At 40.4% G+C, this 24,490-nt stretch carries 12 protein-coding genes; 6 read left to right on the top strand and 6 right to left on the bottom strand.

What is annotated here, in order from left to right:
• Positions 1 to 324: 324 nt before the first annotated feature.
• The 3 genes from NSTC745_RS19895 to NSTC745_RS19885 all read right to left on the bottom strand — a co-directional run bounded on the left by NSTC745_RS19895 (position 325) and on the right by NSTC745_RS19885 (position 9,565).
• Positions 325 to 2,691 (bottom strand): beta strand repeat-containing protein, encoded by a 2,367-nt coding sequence (locus NSTC745_RS19895; RefSeq protein ID WP_445632475.1) that lies wholly within the window; start codon positions 2,689 to 2,691, stop codon positions 325 to 327.
• A gap of 2,174 nt (positions 2,692 to 4,865) precedes the next feature.
• Complete coding sequence (locus NSTC745_RS19890) at positions 4,866 to 6,749, bottom strand: calcium-binding protein (protein WP_445632474.1); 1,884 nt, start codon at positions 6,747 to 6,749, stop codon at positions 4,866 to 4,868.
• Between the two features lie 1,127 nt (positions 6,750 to 7,876).
• On the bottom strand, positions 7,877 to 9,565 hold the full coding sequence (locus NSTC745_RS19885) for a beta strand repeat-containing protein (protein WP_445632473.1): 1,689 nt from the start codon (positions 9,563 to 9,565) through the stop codon (positions 7,877 to 7,879).
• Positions 9,566 to 10,918: 1,353 nt separating this feature from the next.
• On the opposite strand from NSTC745_RS19885, the gene NSTC745_RS19880 reads away from it, so the two are divergent.
• The 3 genes from NSTC745_RS19880 to NSTC745_RS19870 all read left to right on the top strand — a co-directional run bounded on the left by NSTC745_RS19880 (position 10,919) and on the right by NSTC745_RS19870 (position 13,931).
• A complete protein-coding gene (locus NSTC745_RS19880; protein WP_445632472.1) occupies positions 10,919 to 11,377 on the top strand; it encodes a Mov34/MPN/PAD-1 family protein in 459 nt (152 codons plus the stop codon).
• Between the two features lie 71 nt (positions 11,378 to 11,448).
• Complete coding sequence (moeB, locus tag NSTC745_RS19875) at positions 11,449 to 12,621, top strand: molybdopterin-synthase adenylyltransferase MoeB (protein ID WP_445632471.1); 1,173 nt, start codon at positions 11,449 to 11,451, stop codon at positions 12,619 to 12,621.
• Positions 12,622 to 12,731: 110 nt separating this feature from the next.
• Positions 12,732 to 13,931, top strand: coding sequence for an MFS transporter (locus NSTC745_RS19870; RefSeq protein WP_445632470.1), 1,200 nt, complete (start codon positions 12,732 to 12,734; stop codon positions 13,929 to 13,931).
• A gap of 160 nt (positions 13,932 to 14,091) precedes the next feature.
• Here NSTC745_RS19870 and ftsH4 read toward each other — a convergent pair whose 3' ends face one another.
• Both ftsH4 and NSTC745_RS19860 read right to left on the bottom strand, forming a co-directional pair.
• Positions 14,092 to 15,963: an ATP-dependent zinc metalloprotease FtsH4 gene (gene ftsH4, locus NSTC745_RS19865; RefSeq protein ID WP_445638648.1), complete on the bottom strand. Its 1,872-nt coding sequence runs from the start codon at positions 15,961 to 15,963 to the stop codon at positions 14,092 to 14,094.
• Between the two features lie 85 nt (positions 15,964 to 16,048).
• Positions 16,049 to 16,264, bottom strand: a complete 216-nt coding sequence (locus tag NSTC745_RS19860; RefSeq protein WP_445632469.1) for a DUF2949 domain-containing protein — start codon at positions 16,262 to 16,264, stop codon at positions 16,049 to 16,051.
• Positions 16,265 to 16,667: 403 nt separating this feature from the next.
• Here NSTC745_RS19860 and NSTC745_RS19855 point away from each other — a divergent pair, with 403 nt between their 5' ends.
• Positions 16,668 to 16,805 (top strand): hypothetical protein, encoded by a 138-nt coding sequence (locus tag NSTC745_RS19855; protein WP_445632468.1) that lies wholly within the window; start codon positions 16,668 to 16,670, stop codon positions 16,803 to 16,805.
• 56 nt (positions 16,806 to 16,861) lie between these two features.
• Here the strand turns inward: NSTC745_RS19855 and NSTC745_RS19850 are convergent, their stop codons facing one another.
• On the bottom strand, positions 16,862 to 22,285 hold the full coding sequence (locus NSTC745_RS19850; RefSeq protein WP_445632467.1) for an ATP-binding sensor histidine kinase: 5,424 nt from the start codon (positions 22,283 to 22,285) through the stop codon (positions 16,862 to 16,864).
• 918 nt (positions 22,286 to 23,203) lie between these two features.
• Between NSTC745_RS19850 and NSTC745_RS19845 the strand changes: the two genes are divergently transcribed.
• Positions 23,204 to 23,596 carry a VanZ family protein gene (locus NSTC745_RS19845; RefSeq protein ID WP_445632466.1) on the top strand — a complete coding sequence of 131 codons (393 nt, stop codon included), beginning with the start codon at positions 23,204 to 23,206 and terminating at the stop codon, positions 23,594 to 23,596.
• Positions 23,597 to 23,814: 218 nt separating this feature from the next.
• Complete coding sequence (locus NSTC745_RS19840; RefSeq protein ID WP_445632465.1) at positions 23,815 to 24,474, top strand: class I SAM-dependent methyltransferase; 660 nt, start codon at positions 23,815 to 23,817, stop codon at positions 24,472 to 24,474.
• The last annotated feature ends 16 nt before the right edge of the window (positions 24,475 to 24,490 follow it).

Here is a 24,490-nt window from a genome sequence, read left to right as displayed (position 1 = left end):
TTGACAGGGATACGGAAAACGATCTTTATGCTTTTTTTGTGGACGATGCCTTCTGTTTCTACAGACGCTACCGCGTAGCTTGCTTACCCGTAGGAGTACGCTAATGCCTTTGGTACTTGGTTTTAAAATAGAAAATATCTAATTAGCCCAATAATAATTATCGGATATTTACTTACATATCTATATTTTAATTAATATCTTTGCATAATCTTCATATTATTCAACTATTAACACATAGATCGTGCAATGCGAGGTGCAATTATCGACACCCCGCATTCTCAAGATTACTGAGCGATAAGCTCAGTAATAGAAGCCTAGTTATCTTTAGACAACGACAAAATTGTTGTTGGTTAATGACAAGCCTGTAGATAGTTGGGCAAATTGTACTTTAGCAAACCCACCTGCATTGCCATCTTGGTTAAAGAACAATGCACCTGTAGTGGAGTTGTAAATAAATCTCTGAGTACTAGTGCTTGCAGATGCACCGATTGTAAATTGACTCGCTTGAAGTACACCTGCTGATAAACCGCCACCAAAACCGAGAGCCGATACTTGAATTACTTCATTTGTGGGGTTAAAGTCATAAATGCGATCGCTACCTTCATTGAAACTATTAAAAACAAAGGTATCAGTACCACTTCCTCCTATTAGGCTATCATTACCCTTGCCGCCTGCGAGGATATCGTTGCCATTTCCACCTTTGAGGGTGTTTTTACCAGTAGCAGCAGAGGCTGTGAGAGTATCATTGCCATCGCCACCATTAAGTAAATTATCACCTAATGAGTAGCTAACATCCAAGCGATCGTTACCAGCACCACCGTTAAGAGTGTTATTACCAGAGGAGTCATATCTATCGTTGCTGGTGTAGTCGAACTGGGCAGAGGCAAAGAGAGAATCATTGCCATCACCTCCAGAGAGCAGGTTATTACCACTTGAAAAGTTAACATTCAAGATATCGTTACCGACGCCACCGTTGAGGGTATTATTGCCAGAGATAGCATCCGCAGACACCAAATAGTCGCGGTAGTATACTAAGGAGCCATCAGCAAACAGAGAATCATTACCATCGTCTCCAGAGAGCAGGTTATTACCTGTTGAAGCGTCGAGATCTAAGTAATCATTACCTTTACCACCGATAATCGTATCATTGCCATTACTGCCACCGTAAAGTGTATCGTTACCATTAGTGCCGACAATATTGTCGTCCTCGTATGTACCTCTAATACCTAATCGTTCGATATTACTGTAGTTAATCTGATTTTTACCCGCCGTAATTGAGCCAGTGTTAGTACTGGCATTGAAAGTAGATGCGATCGCCTCAGTAGAATCGCCATAGTAGAAATTGATGTATAAAACATCGTCGTTACCTGTTCCTCCATCTACCGTTTGAGTTACTAAGGAGGGAACGACAGTAGATAATTCATCTAAAATGAAGATGTCATTGCCATCGCCACCATCTAGTAGATTACTACCTGTTAAATTTCTAACTTCAATGTCATCGTCACCAGCGCCACCTTTGAGGGTATTATTACCAGACACCCCATCAATATATGAGCTAGAAAGGACGAGTGCATCATTGCCATCCTCCCCAGAAAGTAGGTTATCACCTGTTGAATCTCTAGCGCTCAAGAAATCGTCACCAACGCCCCCAAAGAGTAGGTTATCGCCTGTTGAAATGTTAACATTCAAGTAATCTTTACCAGCACCGCCTTTGAGAGTGTTGTTGCCTGAGGCAAAATAGAGATGCAAATATCCACCTTCGCCGAAGTACTCCTGGCCTTGAGCGGAGAGATTATCATTACCATTCCCTCCATCCAGGAAGTTATCGCCTGTTGAAATGTCTGCATTCAAGAAATCGTCACCAGCACCACCCTTAAGAGTGTTATTACCTGAGGCAATAGTATTTAGGTACTGGTTTCCAGATGCAAAGAGAGAATCATTGTCATCGCCACCATCCAACAGATTATTGCCTGTTAAAAAGTCAGCTTTCAAGTAATCGTCACCAGCATCACCCTTGAGGGTGTTATTGCCTGCACCACCAATGAGAGTATCATTGCCTGCACCACCAATAAGAGTATCATTGCCGATACCACCCCTTAAAAGGTCGTTGCCACTCTTGCCGTCGATTTTATCGTTGCCCCCTTGACCATTGACAACATCATCTGAGTTATCTAAACCCGTAATATTGTTGGCGAGGTCATTAAGAAAAGTAACCGTGTTCTTGATACCCAGGTTAGTTTCAGTCGAGTTGCCATCGAGAACATTAAAACTGTCGGTGATATTAGTTTGGTTATAAAAAAGAATGTTGCCGATCGCTGGTTTTGTTGGAGAAGCTTTCAGGTTCTCCAAGTTTTCTAATTTGAAGTTTTGTAAGATGACTTTTGTATCATCTACTCCTTCAAAGGTGATTTCTAGATTGCTGCCATTTTGGGTCAGCAGCATATTTCTGGCACTGAAGTCTTCAAATTTGATAGTATCCACTTCGGCAATGACTGTTGCGGAAGGATTTGTGCCTTTACCCACTCCACCAAAATCAGCGATCGTATCAGTGCCGTCACCAAACTTATAAACAAATATATCGTTACCACCACCACCAGTTAAGGTGTCATTGCCAGCTTTACCGTTAATTGTATCTGCACTGTTAGTGCCCAGTAGGGTATCGTTACCAATGGTTCCAATAATATTCGCCATAAATTTTTCCTGCCTAAATCAATTTTGTCCTAACTTGAATTACCGATCGCTCCTGTTTTAGAGCATCAAGAATTTGCCGAAAATTAAATAAATTCGGCATACTTTCTACGAGCGTGGTTAGCAATTTTTCTAATAATCGCCTTGTTGACTAGCTTGGAAGTAGGAACTATCCAAACTATTTGGGGTTATTTAAGTTCAGCTATTTCTATGCAAGTAAATCTCTTTTTCCACTCTGTAACCACGAAGATTTTCTTAGCTTTGATGTTGGCACAGCCATCAATGTCTAACCAAAGGCATAATCATTTCGGCGGACAGAAGGTTAAAAAGGATTTTTTAAGCAAAGTTTTTAGCTATTTTGAAAGGTCTAGCCCGACTAGCTTGAAAATAGCAAACAGTCTACAGGGAATAAAGAAGCAAATTTTTATGCTTTCCTTATGGGCGATCGCCCCAGAGTGTTTAACTTCGGAATAGGGAACATATAAATAAGATCGTACTAATTAAATAGTAAATATTTACTTAGATGTCTATATTTCAACAAATATCTTTGCACATTCTTTACATTATTTTACATCCACAAAATTTATGTAAAAATCCTGAAATCAAAGTGATATTGAAAACACATTAATTCTCAGAATTTCTAGTTGTCTTCTGCTGGAACTCTCAATAATGCTAGTTTGCAAGATCTAGCTTGAAAAAGGGAGCAGGGAGTAGTAAGAGAAGTTTGTTGATTGTGAGTTTTTTCCATGAGCGGCTGTTTTGACAATGGAGATTGGTGGCTGGGTAATTGTAACTCAGCAAAAAATATTTTCATGCGATAGTTATGCGAGCGATCGCACTAACGTCTAGCTTGAAAATAGGAGACAGTTTACAGGTAAAAACGAATAAGCAAAGAAATTTTTTTGCATTGCTTATAAAGTATTACCTGTGGGTGTTTAACTATCAGAATAGGAAACATTTAAGTAACACCATACTAACTAAATACTGAATATTTACTTAGATGTCTATGCCTAAAAGCATATCTTTGCATACTCTTCATATTATTCCCTGAAAAAAGTATATGCTTAAGTACTGATGTTCCATGAAAATTAGGTGTTAAAGCCCTGAGATTTCGTCAATTTTGCTAAACAGATGATTCTGAGTAAGCCTGGAATTCCTTATGGGGCAAAGAGCGTTGTTAATTTAAATCAAGGTTTACTTATCTTTGTGTATTCTTCATACTCATCTCAGGAAACAGATAACCGAGGCAATGAGTAGAAATACATTCAGTAAAAATACATATTAACTGGGCGATCGCTCTTTTGAAAACATGTAGTCGGCGTCAATAATTATCGTTAAAATAAGGCAATAATAAATGGCAAATAGCTAATAGGAATAAGGGTTTTAACTGAGTTGATTTTTCTTCGTAGAGTTTGGTTTTATCGTGCCAACTTCCTTAGGTAATTGACAGTAGGGAATAGTGGAGGAAAACTTTTTGATTAATTTGTGGGATTTTTTGGCGATCGGAAAAAACTAGAGAATACCACATCTCGTACACAAGCGAAAACCGCTAGAGGAGGATAAAATTACAACCGCAGACATGATTGAATTTAGTCAACAGGACTCTTGCAAACTCATTGCACCTATGCTCAAAACATCTACCCAGACAATATTATGATGCAATCTTGGGTTATCTGGCTGATGAGGGTAATATCGTGTCCGGTTAAAGACTTATCATTAAGACCACAGGGGAGCAGGGGCACAGCAGTGCTCATACGTGTCAACTTAAGCTCAAATTGCCCCACAATCGTTTTACCCCACCCCCAACCCCTCCCCTTGGCAAGGGGAGGGGAGGTTTTGCGTCAGCAAAGCCAGGGTGGGGTAACGCGGATCTTGATGGTAAATGAGTAGAACTCGCTCATCACCTTTCTATCAGGGTTTCACGTTAAGTTGACACCAATGAGCAGTGCTGTGCCCCTACCACAGATATGGTTTTTCAAACATCCATATTTGGTATTTTCTGTCAATGCGTAAGTCCTAGCATTAGCCCTTTCAAGGTGGTGAAATTTAGAACGAGAATTGGTTATTTCTACCTTCAAAAAGCCCAAAATCTGAGCGCAGGATTCAAGATGGTAGCACTGAAACAACGTATCTTCGTTGGCCACCTTGAAAGGGCTACTAGCATTTTCAAATTAAGCTTAAATAATCACGAAATGGTTGTTAGTTAGTAACAACCCGGCAGATAGTTGTGCAAATTGTACCTGGCTAAACGTACTTCCACTGCCATCTTCATCGAAGAACAATGCACCTGTCGTAGAGTTGTAAATTAATCGTTGAGCATTTGTTGTTGCAGATGTTCCAATAATGAACTGGCTAGCTGAAAGTACACCTTTACCACCAAAATCGTAGCCAAAAGCTATGCTAATCACCTCATTAGCTGCATTAAAGTCATAAATAGTATCTACCCCTTGATTGAAACTCTTAAAACCAAAGGTATCGATACCGCTTCCTCCATAGAGGCTATCATTACCAAAACCACCATTTAGGGTATCATTACCATAGTCACCCTTAATGATGTTATTACCAAAGGCATCCAAGGCAGAGATATAATCATTGCCATCGCCTCCAGAGAGCAGATTATTGCCTGTTGAACCGCCAGCATCTAAGGTATCGTCACCAGCACCACCCTTAAGGGTGTTATTGCCAACGGAGCGAGAGTCATTTCTAGCTTCGTAATATGTGTCTTCATATTCGCTGTAGGTATAAGAATACGAGCCAGAAATGCTGAGATAATCATTGCCATTGCCACCATCGAGCAGGTTATTGCCTTTTGAACCGCTAGCACTCAAGGTATCATTGCCATTACCACCGTTGAGGGTGTTATTGCCTAAGGAACGAGAGTCGAAATTAAAGGTAGGGAAACGTCCGTATGAGTCGAACTCGTACTGGTACTGACCAGAGACGGAGACATAATCATTGCCATCGCCCCCAGAAAGTAGATTATTGCCTTTTGAACCGCTAGCACTTAAGCGATCGTTGTCAGTGCCACCACTGAGTAGATTATCACCCGCTGAATAGTTAGCATTTAAGGTATCAAAACCAGTACCTCCTTTAAGGGTGTTATTGCCTAAAGAGCTATACTCGCTATGTAGCACATACTCGTCATAACCAGAGATGTCTAGAGAATCATTGCCATCGCCACCATCAAGCAAGTTCTTGCCTGTTGAACGGCTAGCAATCAAAGTATCATTGCCAGCACCACCGTTGAGGGTATTATTGCCATCTGAACGAGGGTTGTTTTTATAGGGAGGGTAGTCATAGATGTCGTAGTAGCTATAGATAGAGAGTAAATCATTGTCAATGTCACCATTGAGCAAGTTATTACCTGCGCCACCAACGAGAGTATCATTCCCCGCACCACCAATGAGAGTATCGTTGCCTGTTCCACCCCTCAAAAGGTCGTTGCCACTTAACCCCCGGATTTTGTCATTACCTCCCTGACCATTGATGACATCATCTGAGGTATCAAAGCCTTTAACATTATTGTTCAGGTCGTTAAGGAAAGTAACTGTATTCTTGTTGAAAATAGTGCTTTGGTTGGAGTTAGCATCGAAAACATCAAAGCTGTCCGTGGTGCTAGTTTGTTCGTAAAACACAATATTGCCCAAGTCTACAGTGGCTGTAGTGGATTTGCTGAGATTATCCAGGTTTTCTAGGGCAAAGTTTTGCAAGATGACTTTGGCATCATCCACCCTTTCAAAGGTGATTTCCAAATTTGTGCCATTCTGGGTAAGTAGCAAATTTCTTGCTGTTAAGCCATAGCTTTGGAATATTAGCGTATCAACTTCGGCAATAACCGCTGCTGTTGGGTTTGTTCCTTTACCAATGCCACCAAAATCGCTGATGAAATCTGTGCCATCGCCCAATTTGTAAATAAATGTATCTTTGCCGCTTCCACCAGTTAAGGTGTCGTTTCCCTCTTTAGCTGTAATGGTATCGTTGCCTAATAGACCGTTAATGGTATCTGGTAAGTTGCTGCCATTGAGAGTATCATCATTTTTAGTCCCATTGATATTGGCCATAACTTTTACCTTCCTAAAAGAATTTTTAGAGTAATATCAAGTTCAGAAAATCACCTATAATTCAAAGTTTTCCGCATATGTCCTTCTCGAAAGTTCTCTTCGCATTTGGCGCTCCCCAAGAGTACTTGCGAAACCCTGTGGGATCTTGCTACAGACTTCTCTTGGCGTCAGCTTTAATTATTAAGTATTCAATCGAACCTGTATAATTTCAGTTGCCAATAATCGGGTTAATAATAATTTGAAAGCCAGAGAGTTTGCTAAAAGTTGACGCTTTCGGCAGATTTAATTTTGCATAAGATTGATTGTGAGGAACTTGCAAGTAGTATTTATCGAACTATCTCGAACTATCTAAGCCTTAAGCACTGTACAAATTTTTCATAGTTGGGATTAAGTGCTAAAAGAATTAGTTTTGGGCTGATTTCAACCATGCTTCATCACTAGCTCAGGGAAGTAGTTACCGTAGGCATTGCTGAAAAATAGTTGAAAATCAATCTGGCTGGAATGCCCTCAACCCACAACCTATAATTTAATTGGTTTGTCAATGCATAAGTCTTAATGTTTTCAAAATAGGATCTGCGGACTGGAAAAAGAATACTTTCATGCCCTCATTATGCAATCAATCGCCTGAACATCTAGCCTGAAAATAGAAAACATCTCAATAACCCTATAATAAGTAAATACCGAAATATTGAGTAGGATGTCTATTTTTTAATAAAAATGTAATATTTTCAATAGGTTGTGAAGTGTTGTATCCAAACGAAAATCCCTAGAGGTCGCAAAATTACAAACGTAGACACGATCCGATTGAGCCGAGAACATTTAGAAATAATTCGCACATACTGAAAATATCTACCCAGAAGAATGCTGTGGTATAACTTTGACTTATCTAGCTAGTGAAGGCAAAACAACAGAGAAGTGATGCCAACAGAAAATGCCTGAAATACACAAGCAGGTGCTGAAATTTTAGGCAATCGCACAGTAGAAACTAAAAAACAGCAATATGCTCACTTTTATTCGTTAATCTAACTATAATTCAGCAATCAAATGCGAGGTGCTATGTTCAACACCTCGCATTCTAAAAATTTATTCTTGTACTGTCCTACTAACTGATGGAATCGTAATTACGATTAAACAACAACAAAATTGTTATTAGTTAGTGACAACCCAGCAAATAGTTGTGCAAATTGTACCTGAGTAAATGCACCAGCACTACCATCCTGGTCAAAGAATAATCCACCTGTAGTGGAGTTATAAATAAATCGCTCACTGCTAGTGGTTGCGGATGTTCCGATAGTAAACTGACTAGCAGATAGTACACCTGTTGATAAGCTACCACCAAAACCAGCAGCAGATACCCCAATCAGTTCGTTAGTGGCGTTGAAGTCATTAATAGTATCTACACCTTCATTGAAACTATTGAAAACAAAGGTATCAATACCGCCATTGCCATTAGCGATATCATTACCGTTACCACCTGTGAGAATATCATTGCCATCTCCTCCATTGAGATTGTCATTGCCATCGCCACCATTGAGGGTGTTCTTACCAGAGGCACCAAAGGCAAACAGAAAATCATTGCCATCGCCACCAGAAAGTAGATTATTGCCTGTTGAATTCTCAACAAATATGGAATCATCACCAACGCCACCATTGAGGGTGTTCTTACCAGAGGCACCAAAGGCAGACAGGATATCATTGCCGTTACCCCCATCCAAGAGGTTATTGCCTGTTGAACGCTCAGCACTCAGGTTATCATTACCAGCCCCACCTTTGAGGGTATTATTGCCTGAACTACTATAGAAAGAAGTGATTCCAGAGTTGTAGTCGAAAGTACTATAGGCGGAGATAGAGAGAAAATCATTGCCATCACCTCCATCCAGGAGATTATTACCTTTTGAATAGCTGGCACTCAAGTTATCGTCGCCAGCCCCACCTTTGAGGGTGTTATTGCCTGAGGAGGGACTGCCTATACTGTAGTAGTTACCGAAGGGGTCGTAGTAGTAGGCAGACGCAGAGATCGCATCATTGCCATCTCCACCATCCAACAGATTATCCCCATTTGAAGAGATAGCACTCAAACTATCGTTACCAATGCCACCTTTGAGGGAATTATCGCCTGTGGAATAGTCAACATTTAAGGTATCGTTACCTGTACCGCCGATAATCGTATCGTTGCCACTACTACCACCGTAAAGCACATCGTTGCCATTGATGCCCACAATGTTGTCATCATAGGCTGTACCTCTGACCTGTAACCGTTCAATACTCTTGTAGCTAACCTGATTGTTACCCACTTTAATCGAACCAATGGTCGTAGTGATTCCGACGTTAGCATTGCTGAAATCGACGTTTAAGTAATCATTACCTGTTCCTCCATCTACCGTTTGAGTCACTAAGGAAAAAGGGGTTGTAAATGGGACGCTAAAATAGAAGGAATCATCGCCATCCCCTCCATTGAGGGTGTTTGTACCCTGAACTTCAATGGCATAGAAAGTATCACTCCCATCTCCACCTGAAACAGCATTGTTGCCAGTGGAGGCAGTAATAAAAAATGTGTCAGCCCCCGCATCGCCACTGAGGGTGTTATTTCCCAAGGAAAAGGAAATATCTAAAACGTCAGATCCACTTCCGCCCTTGAGGATATTGTTTCCAGTAAAAAAGGAAGCATTCAGTTGATCGTTACCGGAACCACCATCTAGAGTGTCGTTACCTCCATTACCAGATATATTATCATTACCTGATAAGCCTTGAATCAGGTCATCGTTCGTTGTCCCTGCTAGAAAATCATTTCCAGTAGTACCATTGATATTTGCCATGATTTTTTACCTACCTAAATCAATTTTTTGAGTAACTGAAATCGCCAATTTGGAGTTAGTGCTGTTTGAGAGCAAAATCAACTAGCTAAAATTTGACGCTTTCGACACACTTATATATCGCTGTTCTTCAACAGCGATTTTTCCCAAAAATTCACGATGTTATTCAGTTTGCAAGGCTGCAATTAAACCCGATTAATTTTAAAACCGCAAGTTTGTAACGAGAGTATAATATTCAGCTTGGGCTGTAATTTTAAGTTTTACACTCATTACAAAAATCTACAGTTTTCAAAATAGACGTGGTTTATCTACCTGTTTAGGAGAATCTAAGTCTTAGATGGCAGAAAAGTTTATCAGCTTATGAATTCAGACAAATAGGATGTTTCAGGTTTTTTAAGCATCCTCAGATTTAGTAATGCAGCTCTAACTCAACTCAGAGATCGCTGAAAAAGCATGGAGGAATCAAGCTGAAATACTTAAAATCCATACTTGATACAGCAGAATTTAAAGAAAAGTCTAAGACATCAAACTTAGCAGAATCAGGAGCCAAAATTCAGACAGACTCCATATCTGATTTGAAATCCTCACCTCTTTTCTTTAGTTGCAAAATGCTGGATTGAGTTGTGTTTTGCCTATCGAGAATACCCGCTGTCTTGAGAATAGGGAACCTTTAACAGGGAAGCGGGAAAAATATTTGCCAGCCCTTACTAGGAGCTGTTGTCGATGCGTTTTTAGCTTGAAAACAGGGAACACTTAAATAAGCTGATATTAATTAGATACTAAACATTCAAATGAATGTCTACACTCAAAAGCATATCTTTGCAGATTCTTTATATTTTTGGCTAAAAACTTATCCTTTGGTGATAATAATATTTATGTATTGTTTATACTTTAATAGTAGATAAATTACCCAATCAGCAAACAAATACCTTAAGCAGTAAGGGACTGTAAATTCGGTAATGCCGCTATTTTATTACTCTGATTAGATAATATTTAAAACAAGATTTTTCTTTGCTTGTTGAAAAAAAACTTTTGACTCACTGACAAAGCGAGCCTTTGAAAAAAATCCAGATCGATATCTTATTTTTCTCTTCTGAGAGACATAAAAAACTACCAAAAATTGGGTGCAGCTGAATAAATCAGATCCTCATAAGTAGAATCTTAAGTAAATATTAAGAGGATGTTTACAGCGATCGCTAACTTGAAAAAGGGAGTCGAGGATAGGGGAAGAAACCTTGTTAATTTTTGGTTGTAGGATTTTCTGGCGATCGCTATCATGAAAATAAAATCATTCGGTAGCATTATCTTGTACCCAAGCAAAAACTGCTAGGAGTAAATAAAATTACAAACGCAGACATGATTAAATTTAGCGAACAACACTTGCAAACTATTCGCACCCATGCCGAAAATATCTACCCAGAAGAATGCTGTGGTATAATATTTGGCTATCTTGCTAGTGAAGGCAAAACGACAGTAGAAGTGATGCCAACAGAAAATGCCTGGAATACAGAGGCAGGTGCTGAATTTTCAGGCGAACGCACAGGAGAAAGTAAAAAACGGCAATATACGATCGCACCTGAAGTGATGTTACAAGCACAAAAACAAGCACGCGATCGCTCATTGAGTATTATCGGCATTTTTCACTCACACCCAGATAACCCTGCCATACCTTCAGAATGCGATCGCCTGTACGCTTGGCAAGGATACTCGTATATAATAGTTTCCGTCCAAAACGGTAAAGCCACCCAAGTGCGAAGCTGGAGTCTTGATGATACTCATCAGTTCCAAGCAGAGAGCATTGAAAATATAACTTAACGGCTTAATTTCAAGATAGATATCATTTTTCGATAGGATTAATATTCCCGCTCTTGCACAAGACAACTGCTATGTTAAATCCGAATCTGGATGAAATCCAGTTGACCAGAGATGATTACGAACGCTACTCCCGACACTTGATTTTGCCGGAAGTAGGATTGGAAGGACAAAAGCGCCTAAAAGCTGCAAGCGTACTTTGTATCGGTACTGGTGGACTAGGTTCGCCACTACTTTTATACCTAGCCGCCGCAGGTATTGGACGCATTGGGATCGTGGATTTCGATGTTATTGATACTTCCAATTTGCAACGTCAAGTCATCCACGGTACATCGTGGGTGGGTAAACCCAAGATTGAATCCGCAAAAAACCGCATTCACGAGATTAACCCCTATTGTCAGGTGGATCTCTACGAAACTCGCCTGAGTTCCGAAAATGCCCTCGAAATTTTTCAACCTTACGATATCGTGGTGGATGGCACCGATAACTTCCCCACGAGGTATTTAGTTAACGACGCTTGCGTATTGTTAAACAAACCCAACGTCTACGGTTCCATTTTCCGCTTTGAAGGACAAGCCACTGTCTTTAATTACGAAGGCGGGCCGAATTATCGCGACCTTTACCCAGAACCGCCACCACCAGGAATGGTTCCCTCTTGTGCAGAAGGTGGGGTGTTGGGAATTTTGCCAGGAATTATTGGTGTTATCCAAGCAACGGAAACTGTCAAAATTATTATCGGGCAGGGTAACACCTTGAGCGGACGCTTACTGCTTTACAACGCCTTAGACATGAAATTCCGGGAGTTAAAACTGCGTCCTAACCCCATTCGCCCAGTCATTGAAAAACTGATAGACTACGAACAATTCTGCGGAATTCCACAAGCTAAGGCAGAGGAGGCAAAACAGCAGATGGAAATTCAAGAAATGACCGTTACAGATTTGAAGGAATTGCTAGATAGTGGTGCGAAGGATTTTGTACTACTAGATGTCCGCAACCCCAATGAATACGAGATTGCGAAGATTCCTGGTTCAGTTTTGGTGCCGTTACCAGAAATTGAAAACGGTGATGGCGTTGCCAAGGTGAAGGAAATATTAAACGGTCACCATTTAATTGCTCATTGTAAGATGGGCGGGCGATCGGCAAAAGCCCTCGCTATCCTCAAAGAAGCCGGGATCGTTGGGACGAATGTCAAAGGCGGAATTACCGCTTGGAGTCGGGAAATCGATTCCTCAGTTCCGGAGTATTAAAGGAGATGGGGAGATAAGGGGATGGGGAGATGGGGAGAGAATTTCACCCTATCACCCCATCACCCCATCTTCCCACCTCCCCACTCCCCACTCCCTACTCGCCTCTGCTTATGACTACCTCAAAATCTTCTTTCAATATTTTATGGGTGCAAGTTTGGGTATTGGCAGCGGTGCAGGGGGCAATTACCCTGAGTTGGTTAATTTATAATATATACTTGCCCCAACTTTTGACCCAGTTTGGTTTTCCTGCCTCCTTCGCTGTTGGTTTATTACTGGTGGAAAATGCCTTGGCTGCGGTATTGGAACCTTTGATGGGGGGACTTTCAGACCAAAGTAGGCGCTGGGTAGGAACTCGATTTCCCTTCATTTCAGTAGGTGTAATTCTGGCATCAGCTTTGTTTATTGCAATACCATGTGTTGTCAGCTCGATCCCGCCTACTATGATATTGCGATCGCTCTTACCCATAACTCTGGTAGCCTGGGCATTAGCAATGACAGTATTTCGCTCTCCAGCCATATGCCTGTTGGGAATGTATTCTACACCAGCCGAGTTACCATTGGCTGCCAGTGTTGTAACTTTGGTAGGAGGATTTATTGGCGCTTTTAGACCGATCGCCAACAAGTATATTCTCAGTTTAGGGCCAGTTTTGACCTTTGCAATTGGTTCTTTTGTGTTGTTGGGTGCGGGGGCCGTGTTGCGGTTAGTTAATCAGCCAGAAACACCTGTAGATCGACACAATGCACAAATAGTAAAGTTTCCTTTACAAAAATTAACTTTAATTTTAGGAACTGGTTTTAGTGTAGCGTGGGGTATTCGATTTTTGATGGATGTTTTGGGCAAAGTCCTCAAAGCCCAACTTAATACTGATAATATCGATATGCAAATGGTGTGGATTGGAATTGCGATCGCTTTGGCCAACATACCAGCTGGGATGTTTGCCGTCAAAATTGGCAATCGTCAAGCAATGCTTTGTGGTATTTGTGCAATTATTCCGGCGTTACTCATGATGGTATTTATCGGCGTACAAATTCCCATCATTGCGCTAATCATTGCTGGCTTTAGTTTAATTGTTAACGGGGCAGTTCCCTTTGCTTTAGGACTAGTACCCCAAAGATGGGCGGGATTGGGAATTGGTACCTATTTTGGGGGGTTTGCTGCGGCCATGAGTTTGTTTGGTGTCATATTTCCCCAACCGCAAACCATAACACCTTTTGTAGGCGCAGCTGCGGGGGCATTCGCATTCTTCCTCGCTGGTATTTGCATTGGAGTGAGTGGCATTTCTCAAACGCCAAGTAACGCAGAGATTTAAAGCAGAGATGGGAATTGGGCATTGGGCAAAGGGCATGGGGAAAGGGAAAGGGGTAAGGGGAAAAGGGGAAAGGGAAAATACCAAACCTTTCCCCCTTTCCCCCGCCCCTTATCCCCAGAGGGGGCCCCACCTTGCCCTTTTCCCGACTTCTGCAAGAAGTCTAATGACCTACAGGTTTTACTTGACTCAAGAGATTATGCAGTTTTTCTCCCTCAATAACTTCTGTTTCCAAAAGTTGAGTTGCGATCGCTTCTAACAAATCTCGATTCTCCTTAAGAATCTGTAGCGCTTGTTCGTGGGCAGTTTCCACGATTTCCTTGACCTCGCTATCAATGGCTTTGGCTGTATCTTCACTCACCGCCCGCCGGGGATTAGGAGCGCCATTGCCCAAGAACATTGCTTGTTGTCCTTGTTGATAAGCAAGCGGCCCTAAGACTTTACTCATACCATAGGTAGTCACCATTCGTTCTGCCAAGTCTGTTGCTCGTTGCAAATCGTTAGATGCACCTGTTGTAATACTGCCAAACACAATCTCTTCGGCGGAACGTCCTCCTAACAGAGTTGCAATTTGACCGCGCAATTCTCCTTCATTCATCAAAAAGCGGTCTTCGGTGGGTAATTGTAAGGTGTAGCCTAAAGCAGCCATCCCACGGGGAATAATGGAAATCTTTTCTACACGACCGTTTCCTGTGGTTAGCGCCCCGACCATTGCGTGACCGACTTCATGGTAAGCAACAATCTTTTTCTCGGTATCGCTCAATACACGACTCTTCTTTTCTAAACCGGCGACTACCCGCTCAATTGCTTCGGCGAAGTCTTCTTGAGCAACCGTTTGGCGTTGATTGCGGGCTGCTAATAATGCGGCTTCATTTACCAAGTTTGCTAAATCTGCACCAGCAAAACCAGGAGTACGAGTGGCGATCGCTTTAAGATCTACATCATCTCCTAATTTCACCTTTTGAGCGTGAATCTTGAGAATTGCTTCACGACCAGATAAATCAGGACGGTCTACCAAGACTTGACGGTCAAAGCGACCCGGACGCAGCAATGCAGGGTCTAGACTTTCGGGACGGTTGGTAGCTGCAAGCACAATTACAGTTGCATCCCCCGCCGCAAACCCATCCATCTCAGTCAGTAATTGATTGAGGGTTTGTTCGCGTTCATCGTTACCACCGTAGAAACCGTTACTACTACGAGACTTACCGATGGCGTCCAATTCATCAATAAATACAATACAAGGAGCTTGCTTCTTTGCTTGCTCAAATAAATCTCGCACCCTGGAAGAACCCACACCCACAAACAGTTCCACAAACTCGGAACCAGAGATACTGAAGAATGGAACTCCTGCTTCCCCAGCGACAGCTTTGGCTAAAAGTGTCTTACCAGTACCGGGAGGGCCAACCAACAGTACACCTTTGGGAATCCTCGCACCAATTTGCGTAAAACGTGCCGGAGTCTTGAGAAAATCTACAATTTCCACTAACTCAGTTTTCGCTTCTTCTACCCCAGCCACATCTTGGAAGGTAATTTTAGCAGATTCACCTTCAACGTAAACCTTAGCTTTACTCTTACCGATAGAGAGAACACCTTGAGAACCACCAGCACCACGGGAAACAAAGAATTGCCAGATGCCAATAAAAATCAGTGGTGGGATAACCCAACTCAAAAGGGTTGTAAACCAAGTATTCTTCGGTGGAGGTGCAGCCGCGAACTCAACTCCTTTTTGTTCTAGGAGTTTGGGCAATTCCAAATCAAAGATTGGTGTAGTTGCAAACACTTGCCCTGGTTGGCCATTCTCTGTTTTTAATTCGTAAAGAATCTGGTTTTGACCAACCGAAGCGCGGCTGACTTCCCCTTCCTGTACTTGATGAATAAATAAGCTATAGGGAACGCCAGCAGGGCGAGAACCAAACAAACCAGGCAAAAACAAATTTAAAAGCAGGAATAACCCTGATACTGCTAACAATACATTGGCAATAATTCTAGAACGGGGTGGCTTAGGCTGTTCTTTTTTAATTGACATAAGTGTTATTAATCCTTTTAGTCATTGGTCATTAGTCATTAGTCATTAGTCATTGGTCATTGGTCATTGGAAAGAGGAGGCACAAAGAAGTTCTTTAATTTTGAATTTTTAATTGATTTGTCTCCCCACCTTCCTCTAGCCAATCAAAAATTTGGGCTAACTGGTCTAGGGTTATCAATCCATATTGCCAGAGGGTCATTGCTAGGAAATTGGGAGTCTGTTCGCAATGTCGCAAGGCTAGGGAAATTGCTTTCCCAGAAATAGCCAACTCTTTTTCTAAAAAATTCACTAATTGATTTGTGGCGGTCATCGCAATCTTAAGCAATATTAAATAAATTTATTTTTGATGGAATTTGAGAAACTTGACAAAAGGCTAGTTAAAATATCTACATACAAAATAGTTTGCCAAAAACCATCACACTTTTGACAGCTGTTGTTTGACGTAAATCCAGGTGCAATAAGGTATCTGACCAACAGAGGCGATATCTAAGACAGACCGCGCCTGTGCCAAGTCGTTCGTGTTGTATCCATCCTCAAGAGCGATCGATTCTCCCTTCCAGCAAGCTTGGCTACGATTTTTAATTTATGTAATTAAACTTAACAATTAAATTAATCTTTGGGAACTAAGAGCAAATACGGTTTACCGTACTCAGAGTCTTCAAAGCAGCAAAGCGGATATTTTAGCATTCTTAAATTCTGCCACCAAAGCTGTGATGGCAGAGGAAATTCCCACCTTACCAGATGATGCCCCGAAGCGTCTTTCCTTTGCTCAACAACGCCTCTGGCTATTAACCCAATATCAAGGCTCATCAGCTAGTTACAATATGCCGATCGCTCGATTTAAAATCTGAACAAACAAAGTAACTAAGGACTAGGAAGAATTATTAGGAATTTAAACTTTAAAAGCTCAGACTGGAATTTCGATCGTAAATTCTGTACCTTCTCCCAGAACAGATTTACAACTTAGTTTTCCACCATGAGTTTCTTCGACGATTTGACGAGCGATCGCTAGTCCCAATCCCGTTCCTTTTCCGACAGCTTTGGTAGTAAATAAATGGTCAAATATTTTCTGTTTGACGGATTCACTCATTCCCTTCCCATTATCAGCAATTGAGATTTTGACAGATTTATCTTCAATCGATGTTCTAATTTTAATGCACCCAGGATGACTGTGAATTTCTGTAAAACTCTTGCCAGTATTTGATTCTTCTAAAGCATCAATCGCATTAGCAAGAATATTCATAAATACCTGATTTAATTGACCGGGAAAACATTCTATTTGGGGTAAATTTCCATACTCAGCGATAACTTCAATCGCCGGACGTTGTTCGTTTGCTTTTAGGCGATGTTTGAGAATGAGAATTGTACTATCAATACCGTGATGAATATTAAACTGGACTTTATAATCTTTATCTGCACGAGAGAAAGTGCGGAGACTAGTGCTAATATTCTTGAGGCGATCGCACGCCATAGTCATGGAATCAATTATTTTAGGTAAGTCTTCTAAAGTATACTCTAAATCTATGTCTTCGGCATGGTCGTTGATTTCATCTCCCGGTGCGGGGAAACTTTGCTCGTATAGTTTCAAGTGTTCGATCAGATCGTTAATACTAGGTTTAGCTTGTTTGAGGCTAGCAGCGATAAAACCAAGGGGATTATTCATTTCGTGCGCTACCCCAGCCACTAAATTACCTAGTGCAGACATCTTTTCACTTTGGATTATTTGTAATTGGGCTTGTTGTAAATCAATTAGTGCTTTCCCAGCTTGTTGATAGAGTCGGGCATTTTCCAATGAGATGGCGGCTTGGGCGCACAGCAGATTGAGTACTTTAACGCGATCGTGAGTAAATGCTCCAGCCGCGACATTGTTTTCTAGGTACAATACGCCGAGCAACTTTCCTTGATTTAGCATCGGACTGCATAAAATACTTTTAGGTTGCTGTTGCTGAATATAGGGGTCATTAATTAATTGCAAATGTTCGTTAGCATCCACAATTACTATTGGTTCTAAAGTGCGTTTAACAGCGTTAATTAAACCAATTGGTACATTTTGTGACTCTTCAACACGCTGTGACTTGAGCAACATTGAAGAAAATTTGACTTTTGTATTTTCCTTACCTTCAATAGCACTAACATTCAGTTCGGCTGATGCTCTAATCAATAAATTGTCTGACTCTACCAACATTAATACGCACTTATCTGCTCCAGCATTTTCAATAACAATATGCAGCAATGATGACAGCAGTTTTTCAAGTTCAATTTCGCTGGAGATAGTTTGAGAAGCTTTGAGAATAGTACCTAAATCTAAAGCTGAAGAAACACTGCTACTGTTGGAAGTATAGGAAGTGATGGCGGTATTATTCCCCAAAGTAAAAAGTGTTTGGTTAGTTGAGAAAGAAGAAGCCTGCTGGATAATAGAAGCTAGTAATGAGGCATAACGTTTTTCAATTTCAACAACTTTAGCTTTTGCTCCCCAACGAGCATAACAGTAGTATGCTTGCTGGATATATACTTCAGCTACCTTTTCTTTACCCCAGTCGAAGTAAAATTGAGCGCAAAGTTCATTGCTTAGTGCTTCTTCTTGGATGTAGCCGTTGGTATGAGCTAGAGAGATGGCGCGATCGTAATTTTCAATTGCTTCGGTTTTATTGCCCAGCACTCGTTGTTTTTCTGCCTCAACTAAATGCCATTTATGCAGATGATTCATAGGAGCAGATTGCGCCCATTGGTGCAGAGAATTTTGATGGATTTCCACTTGGGCGAGAATTTCGGCTTTTTCAATTTCTGGCAGAGTGCGAGATACTGCCAAGTATGTCAGAGTTGTATAGAAAGAGAAAATCGGTATAAAAATTAATCCTGATACTGCCAGTAAATACTGCTTACCTTCGTCAATATAGTCTATTGCCGCTTTGTAATTACCAAAAGAATAAGCCAGCAACAGTTTGTAGGTATAAAGCTCGGCAATCACCGTCAGTTCGTTGGCTTGGCGGTGCTTGGGCAACATTGCAGTTTCATCATAGATAGTGCCACTCAAACAATCCGGCTGAATTCGGGGTTCCCTAAAGTTTTCTGCCGCTTGCCGCATTAAACTTACATAAGTTTGGGCAGAATGTTGCTTGGCGTTAGTCAAGGCAGCATTGTAAGAGGATATGTCTAGTTCTAAACTGCTGAGTTCCGTACCCCCCCAAAAGCCTGCATAGCTATAACAGCAGACATTGTAACCAGCGTGTAAAAAATCGCCAGTTTCCATACCAGAGGCAAAACCATTTTTTAGCGTCGGGATAGTCGCCAAAAAGCTTTCTTGACGATGCTGAATAAAACCACCAAACAAAATTAAAATTGTTGATTTTAATTCCGGCAGGTTGAAACGCTCTAGTAAATGCAATGCCAACTGTCCAAAGCTATAGCCTGTCTCAACTTCTCCTAAAAAGGCACACAGCACCATACCGTGAAGCACATACCCTACTGTGGAGGCGGGCGCATTACCAAACTGTAGAGATAAACCGACCATTGTAGAGCTAATTAATGGCAATAAACCAGGCATTCCTTGAAAAACAGGAGCAAACAACATTCCTAACAGTTGCATCGCTGCTTGCGCTTGCAGATCGCTCATTACTGGTAAGTCGATCAATTCTTCAATTCGTTTACCTGCTAGTTGACTGGCGAGAATTTGTAGAGTCTTACCAATCTCAGCATCATTTGGCTCGATAGGTAGTGCCACTCCCAATTGTAAGAGCGCATCTCTACCCACTGCGATCGCTTCTAAATGTCTGGTTTGGGCTGTCTGGGCAGCAATTTGAATTTCGTAAATTTTTACTTTATCTAAAATACTCTCGGCTGATTGCAACACCTGTTGCGCTATTTTTTCCATCCCATCAAAGTCAGCATTTAGATAGCTAGCTTCGGCGGCGGCTACATAAAGATTTAAAGTTAATTTATATTGTTCTTGCCAGCATTTGGTTGTCAGTAGTTCTATCCCAGTCTGAAAATAGGCTCTGGCCGCGGTGTATGCAGTAGAATTTTTAGCCTTTTTCCCTGCTGCTAAGTTAAGTTGAGCCAAGGTTTCTCGCTCTTGGGATTCGGTAATTAACTCTTGTCCTAGATTTAAATGCCCAACAATATCAAACAGTTTTTCTTCTTTTTCTGTCAAGGAATAATTTTGCAACAGCAATTGTCCAATTTGGAGATGAGTTGCTTGTTTTTGGCGATCGGGAATTAGAGAATAAGCAGCTTGTTGAACTCGATCGTGTAGAAATTTATATTTAGCTAGTTTTTTATCGAGATTTTCATTTGACTGAGCTACTGTATCAGGAGCGTCTCCTTGATAAAATTTATAAACATCGCTAATAGGTAAAATTAAACCTTCTTGCAAAGCTTTCCATAAACTAGCTGCCGTTTCAATTTCTGTTTCTTCCAAAACAATTGCCAAAGTTGATAAGTCAAATTGATTGCCAATACAAGCAGCTAATTGCAACGCTCTTTGAGTTGATTGAGGCAATCTTTGTAATTGAGCTACCATAAACTTTACAACATCATCTGCAATTGCTTGATGATTTGTTTGTGTAATGTTGTATGACCAATACCCTAACTCCAAGTTAAATGTAATTAATTCATCTTGGTGTAATGCTTTAAGAAACTGTATAGTAAAAAAAGGATTACCTTCAGTTTCTTGATATACCTGTAGAGCCAGAGGTAATGCCAAATTTTCTGGACATTTGAGTGTATCGCTAATTAATTGCTCAACTTCACCTTGACCTAGTGGTGCTAAAGTAATTGTATTAATCGTGGCTTTTGTTGTTTGAATATCATTCAAAGTCAACACTAAGGGGTGCGATTGAGAAACTTCGTTATCGCGATAAGCCCCAATTAATAGAAGATATTTTGTATCAGCCATTAATAACTGCATCAACATCAGTGATGCCGAATCTGCCCATTGCAAATCATCTAAAAATACTACTAATGGATGTTCGGCACTAGTAAAAACTTGGGTAATTTTTTGGAATAATAAATTAAAACGATTTTGTGCCGCTATTCCTGATAATTCTGGTACAGACGGTTGTTGACCAATAATTTTTGATAGTTCTGGAATAACTTCAATAATGACCTGTCCGTTTTCGCCAACCGCTTCTAATATCTTGTTTTTCCATTGCTGGAGTTGGACATTGTTTTCTGTTAATAATTGCCCGATTAAATCTCGGAATGCTTGAACAAAAGCACTCAAGGGGATATTACGTTGAAATTGGTCGTATTTGCCTTTGATAAAATAGCCGCGTTGCCGCACAATTGGTTTATGCACTTCGTTGACTACTGCTGTTTTTCCAATTCCGGAAAAACCTGCCACTAACACAATTTCTGTTGCCCCAAGGCTAACTCTTTCAAAGGCTTGTAGAAGGGTTTCTATTTCTACTTCTCGACCATAGAGTTTATCAGAGATAATAAAGCGATCGCACGCATCTCGTTGAGCAATAGGAAAACTCTTAATTTCGCCTGTTGACTGGAGTTGATTTAAACAATTTTCTAAATCTAGCTTCAGTCCCAATGCACTTTGATAGCGGTCTTCAACATTTTTCGCCATCAACTTCATGACAATATCTGAAAGTACCTTGGGAATTTCTTTCTTCTTTTCCAAAGGTGTAGGCATTTTAGCAATATGGCAATGCACCAACTCCATCAGATCGTTTGATTGGAAGGGTAATTCACCAGTGAGTAATTCGTAAAAAGTAACACCTAAAGAATAAAAGTCACTGCGGTAGTCAACTCCCCGGTTCATTCTTCCGGTTTGTTCTGGAGAAATATAAGCTAGCGTTCCTTCTAGTACATTAGGATTAACGAGAGTTTGAGTTTCTCGTGGTAGCAGAGATGCAATACTAAAGTCTATTAATTTAATTTGTTGAGTTTCTGGATTGATTAATATATTGCTTGGTTTAATATCTTTATGAATAATCCGTTGATGATAGAGGATTTCTAAAGTTTTACACATAGCGATCGCTATTTGTAAAAATTCCTCCATATATAGTGCGGTTTTTCTTTGAGAAATCCATTGTTTCACAGAAATTCCGCCAAAGTCTTCCATTATCAACCCATAACCATTTTGGTAAGCTTCTAGGCTATAGGTTTGAATAATTAAGGGTGAGTTAAGATTTTTAGCAATTGTATATTGATTGCGAAACTGTACCAGTTCGTTGAAGCTGGGATAAGGATTTTTCAGCAGTTTAATCGCCACAGCTAATGAGTCTGTCTCTCGATATCCCCGATAAACTAAAGTTCTTGAACCATTGTAGAGTTCTTCTGTAATGCTATATTCAGGAATCTTGATAAGAGTACTGACCATACTGACTACTTTTTTGTGATTTCTGGGGTTAGTATTCCCAAATCACTAACGCTTTTTTCGATTTATGCAAGAGGTCTAATATCAAGATGGTGTGGTGCTTGGCGACAACGCACTCTACTATTGCAGGACTTACGCAAAATCATGAAAAAACGTAGACGCGGAGCGGCTTGCCGCAGGCTACCGCAAAGGACGCATAGACACGTACCCTTCGGGAAGCAAGCTACGCGGAGCGTCTCGTAGAGAAGTAGCTTCCCGCAGGGTAGGACACAAAGAATTAACAATTTAAAATTCACGCATTAAAGACAGTTGGAGTTGGGGATTTACAGCAATTTGCAGTTGAATAGACCACAGTAGGGGCACAACAATGTTGTGCCCTTGATAATTTAGTATTCAAGCATGTATTCCATCCAAATGAAAAGCGCTGTAAACCCCGACTCAAGTGATACTACGTGTAATGGTTGGGGTCTTAAACCCTTGATATTACGATAAGAGTTTCAGAGAGTTGTTGCGTAAGTCCTATAGGAATCCGATTTGATTATTGAAAAAATTTAAGTATCTGTAGGGTGCGTTATTGCGAAGCATAACGCACCAAATCCTTAATAATGGTGCGTTATCCCAAAGGCTAACGCACCCTACGTATATTTCTACGTATATTTCAAAAATCAAATATGAGTTCTATATATTGTTTTGTGTTTAATCAACTCGAATATTGCAATCTTTTTTCAAATCCGTAAAATTCACATTATCTTAACAGAATTTACCAGAATCCAGCGTTCCCAATTGCGGAATGCTCTTTGTTATGTTTGTAGTAATTATGTAAGAATTCAGAATGATTGAAAAATCTAGTCTGCTACGGCTTATTAACTTTTTAAAGCTAATTAATTTTGAATTCCGACAGTACTGTTTCAAATAATTAAAATGAAATCTAACCGACTTTGGGTTTTTGCGTTTTGGTTTTACTTTGGAATTTTAATGTCTATATCCATATCAGCCTACTTAAAAATCATTCCAGTTGAACTTTCTCAATTTCCGTATTTTGATACAATTATGCATTTTTTGTTGTTAGGAATTGCTGCATACTTGGGGCACTTAGCATTAAACAAACGTAAGATTGAAATATTTAACATTTCACTGCCCTTAACACCATTTATTGTCATCTTTTTTTGTATCATCGACGAAATACTGCAATTATTTTCACCCTATCGCAGCTTTGATTTAGTTGACTTAGCAGCTGACTTATGCGGTGTTGTACTATTTACTTGGTTAGCAGAAAAACAAAACCTGAACAAATCTCAAAAGAGTGAAATTTGAAAAGTCAATAGGCAAAAGCTTTTTAGTGGAATCCGATATGTAAGCAATTGCAGTTATGTCTGAGGTGGTAGCTTCCAACAAAAATGCATTTAAATTGGTGAAAATCACCCAATCAGGTGAGTAAAGTGGGTGAAGTCCGAGAAAAATAAATATCATATCTTGAGGCTATAAATGGTTAACTGGCACACCAATTTATAGCCTCAAAAATTAGGAAGTGGATGATGAGTGTAAACCAAATTTGTGGAGAATTACCAAATCAATTTTATGTAAAATTGAGTAAAAGTTTTTTTGCCTGGATGATGGCTAAACGTAGCAGCACTTACGATCAAGAACTAGGCGATCGCAAACGCTCACTTTTTGCCAATCTCCAAGGTAAAGTATTAGAAATTAGTCCGCGAGATGGTTCTAATTTACGTTATTATCCTTCCAATATTGACTTAATAGGAATGGAGCCAGATATAGAGATGCATTCCTATCTCCGCAAACAAGCAAAAGAACTTGGTTTAAACATGGACATTCGCTTTGGTAACGGTGAATGGCTAGACGTTGAAGATAACAGCATTGATACCGTTGTCACTACATTACTTTTATGTTCAGTGCCTAATATCAATTACACATTACAGGCAATTTTAAGAATACTCAAACCAGGTGGACGTTTCTTATTTATTGAACACATCGCCGCACCTCAAGGAACTTTTTTGCGAAAAGTGCAAAATACAATTAGTCCAGTTTGGAAAACCTTAGCCGATAATTGTTATCCAAATAGAGAAATTGACATTGCTTTAGAAAAAGCTGGTTTTTCCAGCATAAATTACGATCGTTTTGAAGTGGGATTACCAATTGTTAGCCCTCATATTATCGGCGTAGCAACAAAATGAAATACCCTTTTATAGA

The organism is Nostoc sp. DSM 114161 (genome assembly GCF_052692665.1).
This window is presented reverse-complemented; position numbering and strand designations above follow the sequence as displayed.